We start from the raw sequence: 15,652 nt of genomic DNA on the forward strand, positions 1-15,652 counted from the left end.
TGTAGGTGCGACCACCCGGCGACAACCAGCTCAGCCCGCCATCGGGATCGGGAGTCGGTGTCCATCCCGTCCGGTGCTTCAGCATGTGGTGTCGCCTGCAGACGGGATAGAGGTTGTCCGCACCGGTCGATCCTCCGTCTGCCCAGGACACCAGATGGTCCAGATCGCAGCGGCCGGCGGGACGGCCGCAGCCGTAGAAGCTGCAGGTCTTCTGGCGGAGCTGCACCCAGGTCCGCAGATCCTCGCTCGGGCGGTACCGGGTCCGGTCCAGGCCGAGCACCGCACCCGTGTACGGGTGGGTGAGCAGGCGCATCCACGAGGTGGCGTCCCCGGCGAGCCGGCGGGCGGCGTCGGCAGGGATCGGACCATAACCTTCGAGTTCGGCAGGTTCGTCGGTGAGCCCCATCAGCGCGAACACCGGAACGGTCACGACGATCCTCGCTGCTGGGGAGCGCGTGCCCGAGGGCCCACCGCCGCCGAGCAGCATGTCGGCCAGGACGTCGGCGCGCAGTTGGGGCAGCGTCCGCGGCTCATCGCCGCTGCGCAGGGTCCGGGCCACCGCATCCACCGTGGTGTGCAGGGCCAGGGCCTGCTCCGCGGGGAGATAGGCGCTGAACCACGCCATCCCGTCACGGTCCGGTTCGAAGACGACGCACCGATCCGGTTCCGCCTTCACCCGGCGGGCGGTCAACGACCCGGGGTGGAGCTTCTCCCGCAGCCGACGGCACCGCGCCGTCAGCCTCGGCCGGTTCAGGTCTTCCGCCACCGTCAGGATCTCCGCCTCGAACGCCAGGACGGCCTCGTCGGGGAGTGTGCGGGACTGCTCGACGATGACCGACGCCCGCGAGGCACAGATCCCGCCCTTCTCCAGGGCCGCCAGGGTGGCCGTCAACGGTCCGGTCAGCGTGAGCGACTCCGAGACGAGCCGGGCGGCCGAGCCCTCGGACAGCTTGAGCAGGGCTGCGGTCTCCACAACCGTCTCCGTGAACGCGAGGGACGACGACCGGCCCGACCAGGTCCGGTGCCCGCGATCGCTGAACGTGTGGACCCTCGTGATCAACCGGGCCCGCTGGGCGGCCGCCCACGATGCGAGGCGTTCGGCCGCGCGCAGCAGCTCGAGCGTGTCATCGAGACGGGAGGGGGCCGCGATCATCGGCGCGTCCTGCAGGCGGGCCACCAGTCCGGACGGCGACGCCTCCTCGATGAGAGTTCGCCGATGACCGTCGGTTCCTTCGTCCTCGGTGCCGAGGTCTTCCTGCGGACCGAGGATCTCGTCGACCGCATCCGCGGGCCATCCCCAGGTCGCCTCGTCGTAGGCGTCCCCGAGATCGAGCGTCGACGCTCCGATGGACATGACTTATTCCATCACTCGGCACCGACATTCGGGCTGCTCGACACAGACCCGGAACAGGTGCCCCATGGTTGGTGCCGACCGGCCATCGAGGTACCGGCAGGGACCCGGCCGCCGGGTGGAAGCGGCGCGTCGTCGCGGTCCGGGATCCCTCCCCGCCGTCCGGTCGCATCCGGACGATCCCCGCCCACAGCGTCCGCCGACCCTGGCTGATGGACAGCTCCGGACTGCGGGATACTGGGGCCATGGATTTCAGCAACCCCACCCGGCAGTACCGGCGCGTCTCCATCCTCGGCTCCACGGGCTCCATCGGGACCCAGGCGCTCGAGGTGATCGCCGCGGCTCCCGACCGTTTCGGCGTCGCGGGCCTCAGCGCCGGCGGGCGGAACCTGGAACTCCTCGCCCGCCAGGCCGTGGCCGTCCGGGCTCCCGCCGTCGGCGTCGCGTCCGCGTCGGAGTCCGACCTCGAGCGCGCGATCGCGCAGGCCGCCGACGCCGCCGGTGTCCGGGGCTACGCACCGGTGCTGTTCTCCGGCGACGACGCCGCGGCGAAGGTTGCTGCCTGGCCCGACGCCGACGTCGTCCTCAACGGCATCACCGGCTCGATCGGCCTCGAGCCCACCCTCGCCGCGCTCGCCGCCGGGCACCTGCTCGCCCTGGCCAACAAGGAGTCGCTGATCGCCGGGGGAGCGCTCGTGCGCGCGGCGGCCGCTCCCGGACAACTCGTCCCCGTGGACTCCGAGCACTCGGCCATCGCGCAGGCCCTGCGCGGCGGCACGGCCGACGAGGTGGACCGACTGGTCCTGACGGCGTCGGGCGGCCCGTTCCGCGGCAGGACCCGCGCCCAGCTGCAGCACGTCACGCCCGCGGAGGCCGTCGCCCACCCCACGTGGGACATGGGACGCGTCATCAGCACGAACTCCGCCTCGATGGTCAACAAGGCCCTCGAGGTGATCGAGGCCCACCTCCTCTTCGACATCCCGCTCGAGCGGATCGACGTCGTCGTGCACCCGCAGTCCGTGATCCACTCGATGGTCCAGTTCATCGACGGCTCCACGCTGGCGCAGGCGTCACCGCCGGACATGCGCCTCCCCATCGCCCTCGGCATCGGCTGGCCGTTCCGCGTGCCGGGATCAGCCCGCGCATGCGACTGGAGCCGGTCCGCCGAGTGGACCTTCGAACCGCTGGACGAGGAGGCCTTCCCGGCCATCGCCCTGGCGAAGCGTGCGGCCGCCGAGGGCGGCACGCGCATGGCCGTGTACAACGCCGCGAACGAGGAGGCCGTCGAGGCCTTTCACAGGGGAGCCATAGGTTTCCCTGAGATCGTGGACACCGTGTCCGCCGTCGTCGACGAGCAGCGTGCGCGGGAGGTCGCCGGCGGCGAGCTCACCCTCGACGCCGTCCTCGAGGCGGAGCGCTGGGCACGCACGAGTGCCCGGTCCCGTTGCGGCCTCGTGGAGTCGCCGGCGCCCGGAGGGGCGGCCGGTCCGGAAGGCCAGAAGGAAGAGCTGTGACCGTTCTCTTGTTCATCGTCGGAGTGCTCGTCGTCGTCGTCGGCATCGCGGCGTCGATCGCCCTGCACGAAGTGGGGCACCTGGTGCCCGCGAAGCTGTTCCGCGTCCGCGTCACCCAGTACATGGTGGGCTTCGGTCCCACCATCTGGTCCAGGCGACGCGGGGAAACCGAGTACGGGCTGAAGGCGATCCCGGCCGGCGGCTACGTCTCGATGGTGGGCATGTTCCCTCCTGCGACCACGGAGGCCGGTGCGGTGCGCCAGTCCAGCACCGGCGTCTTCCAGCAGCTCACCAACGACGCCCGGCAGGCCGCGGCCGAGCAGTTGCAGCCGGGGGACGAGGACCGGGTCTTCTACAAGCTGCCCATCTGGAAACGGATCATCATCATGCTCGGCGGGCCGCTGATGAACCTCCTGATCGGGACCGTGCTCTTCGCCGTCCTCATCATGGGGTTCGGCAATGCGCAGGCCACCACCACGCTGTCCGAGGTGTACCGGTGCGTGGTCCCCGCCAGTCAGCAGGCGGCCACGGGACAGACCGACTGTGCGCCCGAGGATCCCGCCGCCCCCGCCTTCGAGGCGGGACTCCAGCCGGGCGACCGCGTGGTCGCCTTCGACGGCCGGGAGGTCACCGACTGGGACGAGCTGTCGGGCTGGATCAGGGACGCGGCCGGCCGCGAGGTCGGCATCACCTACGTGCGCGACGGCGAGAGCGTCGAGTCCGTCATCACGCCCCTGCTGACGGAACGGCCGGTCGCCGCGGAGGACGGCACGGCGATGGTCGACGACGACGGCGACGCGGTGACCCAGGAGGTGGGCTTCATCGGCGTCGGTTCGACGCAGGAACTCGTCCCGCAGCCCGCGACCGAGGTGCTCCCGGCTGTCGGGGACTCGCTGGCCCGGGTCGCCGGAGTGGTGCTGAACCTGCCGCAGCGCGTGGTGGAGGTGGGTCAGGCAGCGTTCTCGGACGCGCCGCGTGATCCCGAGGGGCCCATCAGCGTCGTCGGCGTCGGGAGGATCGCGGGCGAGATCTCGGCGATGGAGGAAGTGCCGGTCGAATCCCGCGCGGCGACGCTGGTCGGGCTCGTCGCGGGCGTGAACCTCGCCCTGTTCGTGTTCAACCTGATCCCGCTCCTGCCGCTCGACGGCGGGCACGTCGCCGGAGCGCTGTGGGAGGGGCTGCGCCGGGGTGTCGCGCGGGTGTTCGGGCGTCCCGATCCGGGGCCGTTCGACATGGCCAGGCTCCTGCCCCTCACCTACGCGGTGGCGATCCTGCTGATGGGGATGGGTGTCCTGTTGATCTATGCCGATATCGTCAAACCGGTCGACCTGTTCGGCTGATCGGTTGTAATTCGAATTTCAACCCCATACGGTTGATGAATGTTCGTCCTGACCATCGATCAGACCGGAAGCCGAGCCACCACGGACCGGGTGCCGGAACTGCTCCACCTCCTGCAGCCCGTCCACGCCGTGCTGCCCTGGGAGCGATCGGTCGGGGACGAGGCGCAGGGGGTCATCGCGGGCGCGGACGATGTCGTCGAGGCCGTGATGCTCTGCCTGCGAGCCGGCGGCTGGTACGTGGGCATCGGGATCGGGACCGTCGAGCGTCCCTTCCCCGCCTCCCCACGGGAGGGCCGCGGCTCCGCGTTCGTCGCAGCGCGGAAGGCCGTGGACCGCGCGAAGAAGACGGGGGACCGCGCACCCCTCGCCGTCGAGGGCCCGGACGGGGCCGGCGAGGCGGAGGGCGTGCTCGCGCTCCTCGGCCGGCACGTGATGGGCCGCTCGGACGCCGAATGGCGGATCCTCGATCTCCTGCACCCGGGGGAGCGCGGCACGCAGACCGCCGTCGCGCGGACGCTCGGCATCAGTCCCCAGGCGGTGAGCAAGGCCGCCGCCCGTGCCGCGTGGCACGAGGAGCAGGCCGTCCGCCCCGCAGCCGCGCGGCTCCTGACCTGGGCCGACGACCGCGTCGCCTGACGGCCCGGTCCGCGTCCTCGCATCCGTTGGGGGGTGCCGTGGGGTAGACATGGATCAAGGAAGAAGGAGGTCCGGTGGACGCACTCTGGATCGCGGTGGCACTGCTCGCGGCGGGTGGCCTCGGCCTGCCCGTGACCATGCTCGTCCTGCGGCTGGCCCGTTCCGTGGACACCGCGGAACGGCGCCGCGAGGAACCGCCCGAGCCCGCGGACCAGCCCCAGCTGGACCTCCCCGAGCCACCCGCGGAACCACCGAGGGCACCCGTGGACGCCCTGCCGCCGGGAGTCCTCCGCGGCGGACTCGTCATCGGCGTCCTCGAGCGGCTCGCGGTCACCGTCGCCATCCTCGGTGGCCAGCCGGTCGCCATCGCCTACGTCGTCGCGGTCAAGGCGCTCGGTCGCTATGCCGAGCTGAAGGAGACCCCCGCCGCGTCGGAGCGGTTCATCATCGGCACGCTGTCCTCCCTGCTCTGGGCGGCAGGGGTCGCGACGATCGTCAAGGTCTACCTCCTGGAAGTCCCGTAGGGTGAGGCCCATGAGTATCTTCGCCGTCGAGTACGTGTACAACCCCGACCACGACGACCTCCGGGCGGAGCACCGTCCGGAGCATCGGCAGTGGCTCGAGAGCCTCGTGCAGCAGGGCCGCGTCCTGGCCTCCGGACCGTTCGCCGATGGCAGCGGCGCCCTCCTCGTCTTCGCCGCCGAGACCGAGGCGGACCTCAACCAGCTCGTGAGCGAAGACCCCTTCGCCCGGGTCGGTGCCATCTCGGCTGTCAAGGCCACCGGGTGGAACCCGGTCATCGGAGCATTCCGCGACCTCGTGTGACCTGCATCGCCACACGCCGGGAGACCGCCGGGCCGGGTGGATAATGAAATCAAGAATCTCGAAGACGTGCGGTCACGGCCGCCAGCATGGAGGATGTTTTGACCTCGGTCAGCCTAGGAATGCCAGCAGCACCGCCCCCCGTCCTCGCACCCCGGCGCAAGACCCGCCAGATCAAGGTCGGATCGGTGGGCGTCGGATCCGATTCGCCGATCAGCATCCAGTCCATGACCACCACGCCGACCACGGACATCAACGCGACGCTGCAGCAGATCGCGGAGCTCACGGCGACCGGGTGCGACATCGTCCGTGTGGCCTGCCCGTCGGCCGATGACGCCGCAGCCCTGCCGATCATCGCGAAGAAGTCCCAGATCCCCGTCATCGCGGATATCCACTTCCAGCCGAAGTACGTCTTCGCCGCGATCGACGCCGGGTGCGCCGCAGTGCGCGTCAACCCCGGCAACATCCGGAAGTTCGACGACCAGGTGAAGCAGATCGCCGACGCGGCGAAGGCCGCCGGGACCTCGATCCGCATCGGCGTCAACGCCGGCTCACTGGATCCCCGCCTGATGCAGAAGTACGGCAAGGCCACACCCGAGGCGCTCGTCGAGTCCGCTGTCTGGGAAGCCTCCCTGTTCGAGGAACACGACTTCCACGACTTCAAGATCTCGGTCAAGCACAACGATCCCGTGATCATGGTGCGTGCCTACGAACTGCTCGCCGAGCGCGGCGACTGGCCCCTGCACCTCGGCGTGACCGAGGCGGGGCCCTCCTTCCAGGGCACCATCAAGTCGGCCACGGCCTTCGGGGCGCTCCTGTCCAAGGGCATCGGCGACACCATCCGCGTCTCCCTCTCAGCACCGCCGGTCGAGGAGATCAAGGTGGGCAACCAGATCCTGCAGTCGCTCAACCTGCGTCCCCGCAAGCTCGAGATCGTCTCCTGCCCGTCCTGCGGCAGGGCCCAGGTGGACGTCTACACCCTGGCCGAGGAGGTCACCGCCGGCCTCGAGGGCATGGAGGTCCCGCTGCGCGTGGCCGTCATGGGCTGCGTCGTCAACGGACCCGGCGAGGCCCGCGAGGCCGACCTGGGTGTGGCCTCCGGAAACGGCAAGGGCCAGATCTTCGTGAGGGGCGAAGTCATCAAGACTGTCCCCGAGGACCAGATCGTTGAGACACTCATCGAGGAAGCGATGCGGCTCGCAGAGGAGATGGGTGAGGCTGATGGCGAAACTGCTGGCTCGGGTGGCCCCATGGTTACCGTTAGCTAGGCCACAGCCCGACCCCGAGGGCCCCTGGTCGTTCCGCGTCCTCGGCGAGGCGGACACCCGGGATCTCTGGGCCCTCGTCGCCGCCGATCCGGTGGCCAACGTCTTCGTGGCCTCCCACCTCGAGTCCATGGGGACGGCCGCGCCGTCGTTCTCCGGCGGCGAGATCATCGGCATGTTCCGGCACGACGAGCTCCGCGCTGCGTGCTGGGCGGGCGTCAACCTCGTGCCCATCGGCGTGACGGACGAGACCGGCGCGATCTTCGGGGACCACCTCGGCCGGTCGGGCCGGACCTTCTCCTCGGTCTTCGGGCTCTCCGAGGGCGTGATGGACCTGTGGTCCACGCTCGAGGACTACAGCGCCGAGCCCTTCGACATCCGGCCCACGCAGCCGCTCATGGCCATCGACACGGACCCGCTCATCGCGCCCGCCCCCGATCTCCGCTTCACGCGTCCCGACGAACTCGACCGGCTCCTGCCCGCCTGCGCCGCGATGTTCGAGGAGGAGGTGGGATACTCGCCGTTCATCGGCGGGTCCGAGCACTACCGGCGCCGCGTGGCGTCCCTGATCAGCCGCAAGCACTCGCTCGCAGCGTTCGACGACGACGGCACGGTGGTCTTCAAGGCCGAATTGGGTACGGTGTCCTCGCAGGCCGTCCAGGTGCAGGGCGTCTGGGTGAACCCGGACCACCGCGGCAGGGGGCTCAGCGCCGCCTACATGGCCGCCGTCGTCGTCGCCGCCCGCTCCCTCGCGCCGACCGTCAGCCTCTACGTGAACTCCTACAACGCCCGGGCCATCGCCTCGTACAAGCGCGTGGGCTTCGAGCAGGTGGACACCTTCGCGACGATCCTCTTCTGAGGAGGACCCTGCCGGCGGTGATCCCGACCCGCCCGCCCGACCCGCTAGATTGGTAGCTGTTGTCTCCCGCCGGACGGCGGGGACGTGACTGGCAGTGCACGACCGAATACGAACGGACACCCGCGTGGTCTTACGACTCTCGACCCTTTTCCTGCGCACCCTGCGTGAAGATCCAGCCGACGCCGAAGTCGCGAGCCACCGCCTCCTGGTGCGGGCGGGCTACATCCGGCGTGCCGCCCCCGGGATCTACAGCTGGCTGCCGCTGGGCCTGAAGGTCCTCGCACGGGTCGAGGCGATCGTCCGCGAGGAGATGGAGGCGATCGGCGCGCAGGAGGTCCACTTCCCGGCGCTGCTGCCCAAGGAACCCTACGAGGCCACGAACCGCTGGACCGAGTACGGGGACGGCATCTTCCGCCTCAAGGACCGCAAGGACGCGGACTACCTGCTGGCACCGACCCACGAGGAGATGTTCACGCTGCTCGTGAAGGACCTGTACACCTCCTACAAGGACCTCCCCGTCAGCCTGTTCCAGATCCAGACCAAGTACCGCGACGAGGCGCGGCCGAGGGCAGGCCTCCTCCGTGGCCGCGAGTTCATCATGAAGGACTCCTACTCCTTCGACGTCGACGACGAGGGGCTGGAGGCGAGCTACCAGCTCCACCGCGCGGCGTACCTCAGGATCTTCGAGCGGCTCGGCCTGGACGTCGTGCCCGTCACGGCGACCGCCGGAGCCATGGGCGGTTCCAAGAGCGAGGAGTTCCTCCACCCGACCCCTATCGGCGAGGACACCTTCGTCCGGTCGGCCGGCGGGTACACCGCCAACGTCGAGGCGGTCACGACGGTCGTCCCCGACGCCATCGACTACACCGACGCTCCCGCAGCCGAGGTCAGGGACACCCCCGACACCCCGACGATCGACACGCTCGTGGACCACGCGAATGCCGCCGCACCCCGCGCGGACCGGGCCTGGACCGCGGCGGACACTTTGAAGAACGTCGTGCTGGCGGCCGTGCTGCCCACCGGCGAGCGCCGGATCCTGGTCGTCGGCGTGCCCGGCGACCGCACGGTGGACCTCAAGCGCATCGAGGCAACCATCGCCGGCCACCTCGAGACCGGCGGTGAGGTGGCCGTCGAGGCCGCCGGCGAGGAGGACCTCAGGAAGCACCCGGGCCTGGTCAAGGGCTACATCGGTCCTGGCCTGGCCCTGGACGCCGCCGTCCTCGGCGCCGATGCCGCCACGGGCCTGAGGTACCTCGTGGATCCGCGCGTCGTTCCCGGCACCTCGTGGATCACGGGGGCGAACGAGCACGGCCGGCACGTCTTCGGGCTCGTCGCGGGCCGCGACTTCAGCTGGGACGGCGTCATCGAGGCCGTCGAGGTGCGCGAGGGCGACGAGGCTCCCGACGGCTCCGGGCCGCTGATCGCGGCGCGCGGCATCGAGATGGGCCACATCTTCCAGCTCGGACGCAAGTACGCGGAGGCGCTCGGGCTGAAGGTCCTCGACCGGAACGGCAAGCTCGCCACGGTCACCATGGGCTCCTACGGCGTCGGGGTCACGCGTGCCATCGCGGCCCTGGCCGAGGCCAACCACGACGATCGCGGGATCATCTGGCCCCGCAACGTGGCTCCCGCCGACGTGCACATCGTCGCCACGGGCAAGGGCACCGAGGTGTTCGAGGCCGCCGAGAAGCTGGCCGCCGACCTCGAGTCCGCCGGCCTCACCGTGATCTACGACGACCGCCCCAAGGTCTCGCCGGGCGTGAAGTTCGGCGACGCCGAACTCATCGGCGTGCCCACGATCGTCGTCGTCGGCCGTGGCCTCGCCGACGGCGTGCTCGAGGTCAAGGACCGCCGCACGGGGGAGGCGCAGAACGTGGCCGTCGACGACGCCGCCGCGCTGCTGCTCGCGCTCACCGCCGCCTAGGCTGTGGCGGGCTCGGGACTCGAGGAGCTGCACCTCGCCACCATCCTGCTGGTGCTCGTCGCCGGGTTCGCCGCGGGCTGGGTGGACGCCGTCGTGGGCGGTGGCGGGCTCCTGCAGCTGCCGGCGCTCCTGCTGGTTCCCGGGATCACGCCCGTGGAGGCCCTGGCCACCAACAAGTTGGGGTCGATCTTCGGGACGACGACGAGCGCGATCACCTACTACCGCCGGGCGCATCCCGACCTGCGGACGGCGCTCCCGATGGCCGCGATAGCCCTCGTCGGCAGCTTCGGCGGGGCGATCCTGGCGGCATCCCTGCCGTCGTCGGTCTTCAAGCCGATCATCGTGGTGGCACTCGTCGCGGTGGCGGTGTTCACGGCCCTGAAGCCGTCCGTCGGGACACTGACCGAGCTGCGGCACCAGGGTGCGCGGCACTACGGCACGGCCGGCGCGATCGGGCTGGTCATCGGCTTCTACGACGGGCTGATCGGCCCCGGGACCGGGTCCTTCCTGATCATCGCGATGGTCACGCTGCTGGGCTACAACTTCCTCGGCGCCAGCGCGAAGGCGAAGATCGTGAACATGGCCACCAACTTCGGCGCGCTCATGTTCTTCCTGCCCAACGGGTCCATCCTGTGGGGGTTGGGACTCCTGCTCGGCGCGGCGAACATGGCCGGCGGCTACACCGGGTCCCGCATGGCGATCAGCCAGGGCAGCAGGTTCATCCGGATCGTGTTCCTCGTCGTCGTCGGCGCCCTGATCATCAAGCTCGGCTCCGACGTGTGGGTGGAGAACATCCGTCCGATGCTCGCCGGGGCATGACGCCGACGGGAGCGGTCGCCGACCGGACGCCTTAGAGCGTCGGCAGCTCGCGGACCGGCGGCAGCCCGTCCAGGGTCCGGCCCAGGACGGAGCTCGCCACCCACAGCGATCGCTGCGCGTCGCCGGTCTGCCCGTGGCCGATGTAGGACAGCGCATTGCGGACCTCCCGGACCACGGTCCATCCGACGGCGAGTCCGGTGTCGAGTCCGGCGGCCGCGGACAGCGCGGCGCAGTGTGCACGGAGGTGCCCCGCGGGGTCTGCGGCATCGAGTTCCGGGAGCCGGTTCCACAGCATCGGCGCCACGGCGTACTCGGCATCGCCGATCACCGGCTTCGGGTCGATCGCCGTGACGTCCCGCAGCCGCGCCCGCGAGGACGGCAGGAGGTTGGCGTAGTGCAGATCCGAGTGCACCAGCACGTCGTTCTCCGACCGCCGTCCCACGATGCCCCGTGACTGGCACACCTCGAGCGCGGCCTCCATCAGCCAGCGCGGGAACGGCTCGTCCAGCTCGTGCCAGCGGGCGGGCAGGGTGTCCGTCCACTGCTCGGCATCGGATGCCAGATGCGGGAACGCGGCCCACGGTGCGCTGTCGCCGGCCCGTATCGACAGGCGGCGCAGGACGCGGCCCCACGGCTCGGCGGTCTCGTCGAGCGGGACGTCGTGGAGCGAGTGGTCGCCGTCGAGGCGTGCAAGGAGCAGCGCGTAGTCGGGCCGGGACGCCGCCAGCAGGCGCACGGCGCCGTCGCCGTCCCACAGGTCCAGCGCGTCCGGCTCCGAGCGTGCCTCGTCGTGGGGGATGGTGAGCTTCAGGACGGCGTCCACCGGCTCGTGGCCGCCCCGCTGCACCACGGGCACGACGACGGCGCACTGGCCGGACCAGGCGGGTCGTCCGGGCTGCAGGTCGAGGTCGAGGTCCCAGGCGTGGAGCCTGTCGGCCAGCAGCCCGTGCCATCCGCGCATCCACCGGGCGCCGCCATCGATGGTCCGGGCGCTCCGGACGAGTCGCGGCGGCAGGTCGGGCAGGACGTCCGAAGCGGGCCGACCGGAAGCACCGGTTCCCGTGCCCCCGGGGACACCGGTCGCATCGGGGCCAGGCCGTCCGGGTTGCCGGTCTCCTGCCGCCTCGTCGGGGTGCCTAGCCATCGGTCGGCCCTCCCGGAGCGGGAGTGCCGCCGGGTGCGGACGGCGCCCCGGGTGCCCCCGGCGCGTCCGGAGTCGGGTCGCCGGTGGTCCCGGCCGCTTCGGCCTGCAGGCCGGGCAGCGGTGCGAGGGGGGCGCCCGCCTCGGTGCTGCGTTGTACCGCGGCGTTCAGGGACGTGACGGCCCAGGCCCGTTCGGCGGTGCTGACCGTGGCGACGAGGCCCGCGTAGAACTCGGTGTGGTCCTGTTCGAGGTCGCGCAGGGCGGCGGCCGGATCGGCGCGGAAGGCCGGTCCGACGGCGTGGCCTGCCGGCGCCGGGGCCGCGGGTTCACACAGTGCGGCGAGCCGCTCGGCGGCGGTGTCGGCGGCCGCCCGGTGGGTCGCCGAGAGGGCGAGTGCAGGAGCAGGATCGGGCAGCAGTGCGGCCGCGACCTCGTAGCCGTACCGGGCCTGCTCCTCCGCCCGGGTCGCGCCGAGAAGTGCCTGGCGGTCGGCATCCGGGCCCAGGGGAGTGCCGGCGCACTCCTCCGGCGTCGCCGGGCCCGCCGTGGTCGGGCCGGAAGCCCCATCCCCGGAAGCCCCATCCCCGGAAGCCGCACCTTCGGAAGCCGCACCTTCGGAAGCCGCGCCTTCGGAGGTCGCCGGTACGGACGCCGGCGTGCCGGACCGGGCGGGGTCGGCGGACGCGCCCTGCTCCGGGTCGAGGTCCTCGGCGGTCAGCGCCTCGGCCGCCGGCAGCTCTGTCCCGACGCCGAGCACCCCGCCGAGGAGCACCGCCTGGCGCCACTGGTTGGCGCCCGCCGACGCGAGCACCCGGGCGGGGCCCGGCTCGGCATCGACCGCGTCCGACAGGCTGCGCAGTGAGCTGTCGCGCAGCATCGCCAGGAGGCTGACCGGATCTGCGGGAGCCGCAGTGGGCGAGGGCGCCGGCGCAGCGGCTGCCGACGCAGGGGGAGGTGGATCCGTCGGCGCGTCCGCACCGGCCGGAGCACGTGAGGGGGACCGCGGCAGGGACACGGCGGCAGCCTGCTCCTCGAGGTCCGACGCGATCGCCGACAGCCGCTCCGCAAGGGCGGGATCCGCCGCCGCTGCGGCACGCGCATCCGCTGCGAGACCGCGGTACCGCCCCTCGGCGTCGAGCTGGGCCTGTTCGGACGGCGAGTACACGCGCGCCGGCGGCTCGGCGGAGCCGAGGAGGAGCCAGGCGCCGACCGCCAGGAGCACCACGACGAACAGACCGACGAGCCACGCGGACCACCGGATGGCCGTGCCGGCGGCAGTGGCGAGGCGGGCTCCACGCTCCTGCTGCCCGCCCGCCTGCGCCCGGTTGATCACAGTGTCCGATGATGCCACGGCGGTCCCGGTTTCTCCCTGCCATACACCCGGCGTCGCCGAATGTCGGTACTCTTGGAGGACAACATCATCGAGTGGGAGGCAGCCATGGCGGTCCGGTCCGGGAACGAAAACCATGCCTCGACCCGCAAGTCGGCCCTCGAGGCCGCACTGCAGGCCGAAGCGCTACGCCTGCGGACCAGGCTGCAGCCCGTCGTCGAACAGCACGACCTCTACCTCGAGGACGTCGACATCAAGGTCGCCGGTTCCCACCGCACCGTCCACGTGGTCGTTGACCTGCCCGAGGACGCCTCCGGGAGTGTCGGCCTCGATGTGATCTCGGCCATCTCGACCGACCTCTCCGCCGCCATGGACAGTGACCCCGAGGACGACGACCGTCCGTACAGCCTCGAGATCTCCTCGCCCGGCGTGTCCCGGCCTCTCACGGAACCACGGCACTGGCGCCGCAACGTGGGCCGCATGGTCGAGGTCAAACCGGTGAGCGGCGATGTCGTCCTCGGCCGGCTGCTGGACGTCACCGCCACCGGGATTCGGCTGATCCCGCAGCTGCCCGTCAAGAAGGGCATGAAGCCGAAGCAGGGCGATCCACTCGCCCTCGAGTTTTCCAAGATCCGCAAGGGGACCGTCCAGGTCGAATTCGCGCATCCTGAGGATGAACACCACGAGAACAGCGATGGGGGCGATCCGGGCATCCCCGGCGCCGTGCACCACGCGTAAGGAGACCCACATGGACATTGATATGAGCGCGCTGAGGCTCCTCGAGCGCGAACGCGAGATCCCGCTGGACAAGCTGATCCCCACCATCGAGCAGGCCCTGCTCATCGCGTACCACCGCACGCCGGGCGCGCACGAGACGGCGCGCGCCGAGCTGGACCGCCGCAACGGACACGTCACCATCTGGGCCACGGAGAAGGACGACGACGGCGAGACCGTCGGCGAGTTCGACGACACGCCCGGGGGCTTCGGCCGGATCGCCGCGAGCACCGCGCGCCAGATCATCCTGCAGCGCCTGCGCGACGCCGAGGACGACAACATCCTCGGTGAGTTCCGCGGCAAGGAAGGCGAACTGGTCGCCGGCATGATCCAGCAGGGCACCAATCCGCACATGATCCAGGTCAACCTGGGATCGGTGGAGGCCGTCCTGCCGCCGCCGGAGCAGGTGCCGGGGGAGAAGTACCTGCACGGCACCCGCCTGCGGGCCTTCGTCGTCGACGTCCACCGCGGGATGAAGGGCCCCTCCATCACCCTGTCCCGCTCGCACCCGGGCCTCGTCCGGAAGCTCTTCGAGCTCGAGGTCCCCGAGATCGCGGACAAGACGGTCGAGATCGTGGCCCTCGCCCGCGAGGCCGGCCACCGCACCAAGATCGCCGTGAAGGCCAACGTGCCGGGCGTGAACGCGAAGGGTGCCTGCATCGGCGAGATGGGCACGCGCGTGCGGGCGGTGATGAACGAGCTGAACGACGAGAAGATCGACATCGTCGACTACAACGACGACGCCGCCTCGTTCATCGCGAGCTCCCTCTCGCCGTCGCGCGTCACCTCCGTGACCATCACGGACGAGGCCACGCGGTCCGCCCGCGTCGTGGTGCCGGACTACCAGCTCTCCCTCGCGATCGGCAAGGAGGGCCAGAACGCCCGGCTCGCCGCGAAGCTGACCGGCTGGCGGATCGACATCGTGTCCGACGCCGCACAGCCGGCCCCCGCCGCGAAGGCGTAGGCGGCCCGGTCCGCCGGCAGATCCGGAAGGGGTAGAATGGAAGGGACTGCTGTCGAGTCGCGCCCGGAAGACTCTGTTCGACGAGGAGAGTCCGGGCACCAGCCGGAGGACACCCATCCGACACGCACCTGCGTGGGATGCCGCCGACGGGACCGCCAGTCACACGTGATGCGGGTCGTCGCACGACCGATCGGCGGACAGGATGTCGCCGTTCTCGACGAGCGACGCCGGCTGTCCGGGCGGGGTGCTTGGCTGCACCCCGACACGGCATGCATGGAAACGGCCATCAAGCGGAAAGCCTTTCATCGGGCATTCCGCGGGCCGGTGGACACTGCCAGGCTGGCAGCGGACTTCCAGGCATACCTGGAGCGTCGCGACGAACGCTCCGATCCACCACCGTCCTCCCTGAAAGCGGGTCAGCACCCTCATGGAAACCCGATGAGTACCCAGCGATGAGTGCACAACGATGATCAATCCGTTGTGCTCTGCATTCGATCTGCCAGACGCCCTAGCGACTGGGATCAGCAGTAGGAAATAGACGGTTCGTGCCTGACTCGGTGCGGACCGAGACAGGAGAAATGTGGCCAAGGTCCGCGTACACGAGCTCGCGAAAGAGCTCGGTATAACCTCGAAAGACGCAGTTGCAAAACTGCAGGAACTGGGCGAATTCGTCCGTTCAGCCTCATCCACCATCGAGGCCCCCGTCGTGAAGAAGCTTCGCGGCGCATTCCCGGATGCGGGCAGCACCAAGACCGCTGCCCCCTCCGCCCCGTCACGCCCAGCGGCCCCCGCGCCGTCGGGCCCGAAGCCGGGCGCTGCCCAGGCCGCTCCCGAGGCTCCCGCCCCGGCCGCGCCCGCAGCCCCCTCGGCACCGTCGGTGCCGTCGACCCCTGCCGCTCCGGCCACTCCC

16 protein-coding genes are annotated in these 15,652 nt (G+C 70.9%); 13 read left to right on the forward strand and 3 right to left on the reverse strand.

Annotated elements, in window-relative coordinates; genetic code table 11:
* A partial coding sequence (locus CVO76_RS04040) for an HNH endonuclease signature motif containing protein (RefSeq protein ID WP_208740777.1) occupies window positions 1-1,354 on the reverse strand: 1,354 nt, incomplete at its 3' end.
* Window positions 1,355-1,596: 242 nt separating this feature from the next.
* Between CVO76_RS04040 and dxr the strand changes: the two genes are divergently transcribed.
* From dxr to CVO76_RS04085, 9 genes are all read left to right on the forward strand, one after another.
* Window positions 1,597-2,865, forward strand: coding sequence for a 1-deoxy-D-xylulose-5-phosphate reductoisomerase (gene dxr, locus CVO76_RS04045; RefSeq protein WP_208740778.1), 1,269 nt, complete (start codon window positions 1,597-1,599; stop codon window positions 2,863-2,865).
* A complete protein-coding gene (locus tag CVO76_RS04050) occupies window positions 2,862-4,205 on the forward strand; it encodes a M50 family metallopeptidase (RefSeq protein WP_208740780.1) in 1,344 nt (447 codons plus the stop codon). Before dxr ends, CVO76_RS04050 begins: the two co-directional genes overlap by 4 nt.
* Window positions 4,206-4,244: 39 nt before the next feature.
* The gene (locus CVO76_RS04055) at window positions 4,245-4,841 is read left to right on the forward strand and encodes a MarR family transcriptional regulator (protein ID WP_208740782.1); all 597 of its coding nucleotides are present in this window, start codon (window positions 4,245-4,247) and stop codon (window positions 4,839-4,841) included.
* 74 nt (window positions 4,842-4,915) lie between these two features.
* On the forward strand, window positions 4,916-5,365 hold the full coding sequence (locus CVO76_RS04060) for a hypothetical protein (protein WP_208740784.1): 450 nt from the start codon (window positions 4,916-4,918) through the stop codon (window positions 5,363-5,365).
* 10 nt (window positions 5,366-5,375) lie between these two features.
* Window positions 5,376-5,666, forward strand: a complete 291-nt coding sequence (locus CVO76_RS04065; RefSeq protein ID WP_133082192.1) for a YciI family protein — start codon at window positions 5,376-5,378, stop codon at window positions 5,664-5,666.
* Between the two features lie 98 nt (window positions 5,667-5,764).
* Complete coding sequence (gene ispG / locus CVO76_RS04070) at window positions 5,765-6,931, forward strand: flavodoxin-dependent (E)-4-hydroxy-3-methylbut-2-enyl-diphosphate synthase (protein ID WP_133082193.1); 1,167 nt, start codon at window positions 5,765-5,767, stop codon at window positions 6,929-6,931.
* Window positions 6,885-7,787 carry a GNAT family N-acetyltransferase gene (locus tag CVO76_RS04075; RefSeq protein WP_208740786.1) on the forward strand — a complete coding sequence of 301 codons (903 nt, stop codon included), beginning with the start codon at window positions 6,885-6,887 and terminating at the stop codon, window positions 7,785-7,787. The genes ispG and CVO76_RS04075 overlap by 47 nt, the downstream gene beginning before the upstream one ends.
* 124 nt (window positions 7,788-7,911) lie before the next feature.
* The gene (locus CVO76_RS04080; RefSeq protein WP_208740788.1) at window positions 7,912-9,711 is read left to right on the forward strand and encodes a proline--tRNA ligase; all 1,800 of its coding nucleotides are present in this window, start codon (window positions 7,912-7,914) and stop codon (window positions 9,709-9,711) included.
* Window positions 9,712-9,714: 3 nt separating this feature from the next.
* Window positions 9,715-10,530, forward strand: a complete 816-nt coding sequence (locus tag CVO76_RS04085; RefSeq protein WP_208740790.1) for a sulfite exporter TauE/SafE family protein — start codon at window positions 9,715-9,717, stop codon at window positions 10,528-10,530.
* Between the two features lie 31 nt (window positions 10,531-10,561).
* On the opposite strand, the gene CVO76_RS04090 is transcribed toward CVO76_RS04085, so the two are convergent.
* Both CVO76_RS04090 and CVO76_RS04095 read right to left on the reverse strand, forming a co-directional pair.
* On the reverse strand, window positions 10,562-11,491 hold the full coding sequence (locus tag CVO76_RS04090) for an aminoglycoside phosphotransferase family protein (protein WP_244186179.1): 930 nt from the start codon (window positions 11,489-11,491) through the stop codon (window positions 10,562-10,564).
* Window positions 11,492-11,666: 175 nt separating this feature from the next.
* Window positions 11,667-13,025 carry a DUF4439 domain-containing protein gene (locus CVO76_RS04095; protein WP_208740791.1) on the reverse strand — a complete coding sequence of 453 codons (1,359 nt, stop codon included), beginning with the start codon at window positions 13,023-13,025 and terminating at the stop codon, window positions 11,667-11,669.
* A 42-nt stretch (window positions 13,026-13,067) separates the two neighbouring features.
* Here CVO76_RS04095 and rimP point away from each other — a divergent pair, with 42 nt between their 5' ends.
* From rimP to CVO76_RS04115, 4 genes are all read left to right on the forward strand, one after another.
* Window positions 13,068-13,742, forward strand: a complete 675-nt coding sequence (gene rimP / locus CVO76_RS04100) for a ribosome maturation factor RimP (protein ID WP_244186180.1) — start codon at window positions 13,068-13,070, stop codon at window positions 13,740-13,742.
* 10 nt (window positions 13,743-13,752) lie between these two features.
* A complete protein-coding gene (gene nusA / locus CVO76_RS04105) occupies window positions 13,753-14,742 on the forward strand; it encodes a transcription termination factor NusA (RefSeq protein WP_133082199.1) in 990 nt (329 codons plus the stop codon).
* 168 nt (window positions 14,743-14,910) lie between these two features.
* Window positions 14,911-15,198 carry a YlxR family protein gene (locus CVO76_RS17590; protein WP_432206129.1) on the forward strand — a complete coding sequence of 96 codons (288 nt, stop codon included), beginning with the start codon at window positions 14,911-14,913 and terminating at the stop codon, window positions 15,196-15,198.
* 124 nt (window positions 15,199-15,322) lie between these two features.
* A partial coding sequence (locus CVO76_RS04115; RefSeq protein WP_208741695.1) for a translation initiation factor IF-2 N-terminal domain-containing protein occupies window positions 15,323-15,652 on the forward strand: 330 nt, incomplete at its 3' end.

The sequence above is a fragment of the Arthrobacter agilis genome (genome assembly GCF_002953615.1).
GTDB classification, from domain to species: Bacteria; Actinomycetota; Actinomycetes; order Actinomycetales; family Micrococcaceae; genus Arthrobacter_D; species Arthrobacter_D agilis_B.

What these genes read in the sequence shown, in the direction of transcription:
- nusA (WP_133082199.1), top strand. Translation starts at nt 13,753, where the DNA reads ATGGACATTGATATGAGCGCGCTGAGGCTCCTCGAGCGCGAACGCGAG.
- CVO76_RS04065 (WP_133082192.1), top strand. Translation starts at nt 5,376, where the DNA reads ATGAGTATCTTCGCCGTCGAGTACGTGTACAACCCCGACCACGACGAC.
- CVO76_RS17590 (WP_432206129.1), top strand. Translation starts at nt 14,911, where the DNA reads ATGCGGGTCGTCGCACGACCGATCGGCGGACAGGATGTCGCCGTTCTC.
- CVO76_RS04075 (WP_208740786.1), top strand. Translation starts at nt 6,885, where the DNA reads ATGGCGAAACTGCTGGCTCGGGTGGCCCCATGGTTACCGTTAGCTAGG.
- rimP (WP_244186180.1), top strand. Translation starts at nt 13,068, where the DNA reads ATGTCGGTACTCTTGGAGGACAACATCATCGAGTGGGAGGCAGCCATG.
- CVO76_RS04055 (WP_208740782.1), top strand. Translation starts at nt 4,245, where the DNA reads ATGTTCGTCCTGACCATCGATCAGACCGGAAGCCGAGCCACCACGGAC.
- dxr (WP_208740778.1), top strand. Translation starts at nt 1,597, where the DNA reads ATGGATTTCAGCAACCCCACCCGGCAGTACCGGCGCGTCTCCATCCTC.
- CVO76_RS04090 (WP_244186179.1), bottom strand. Translation starts at nt 11,491, where the DNA reads ATGCGCGGATGGCACGGGCTGCTGGCCGACAGGCTCCACGCCTGGGAC.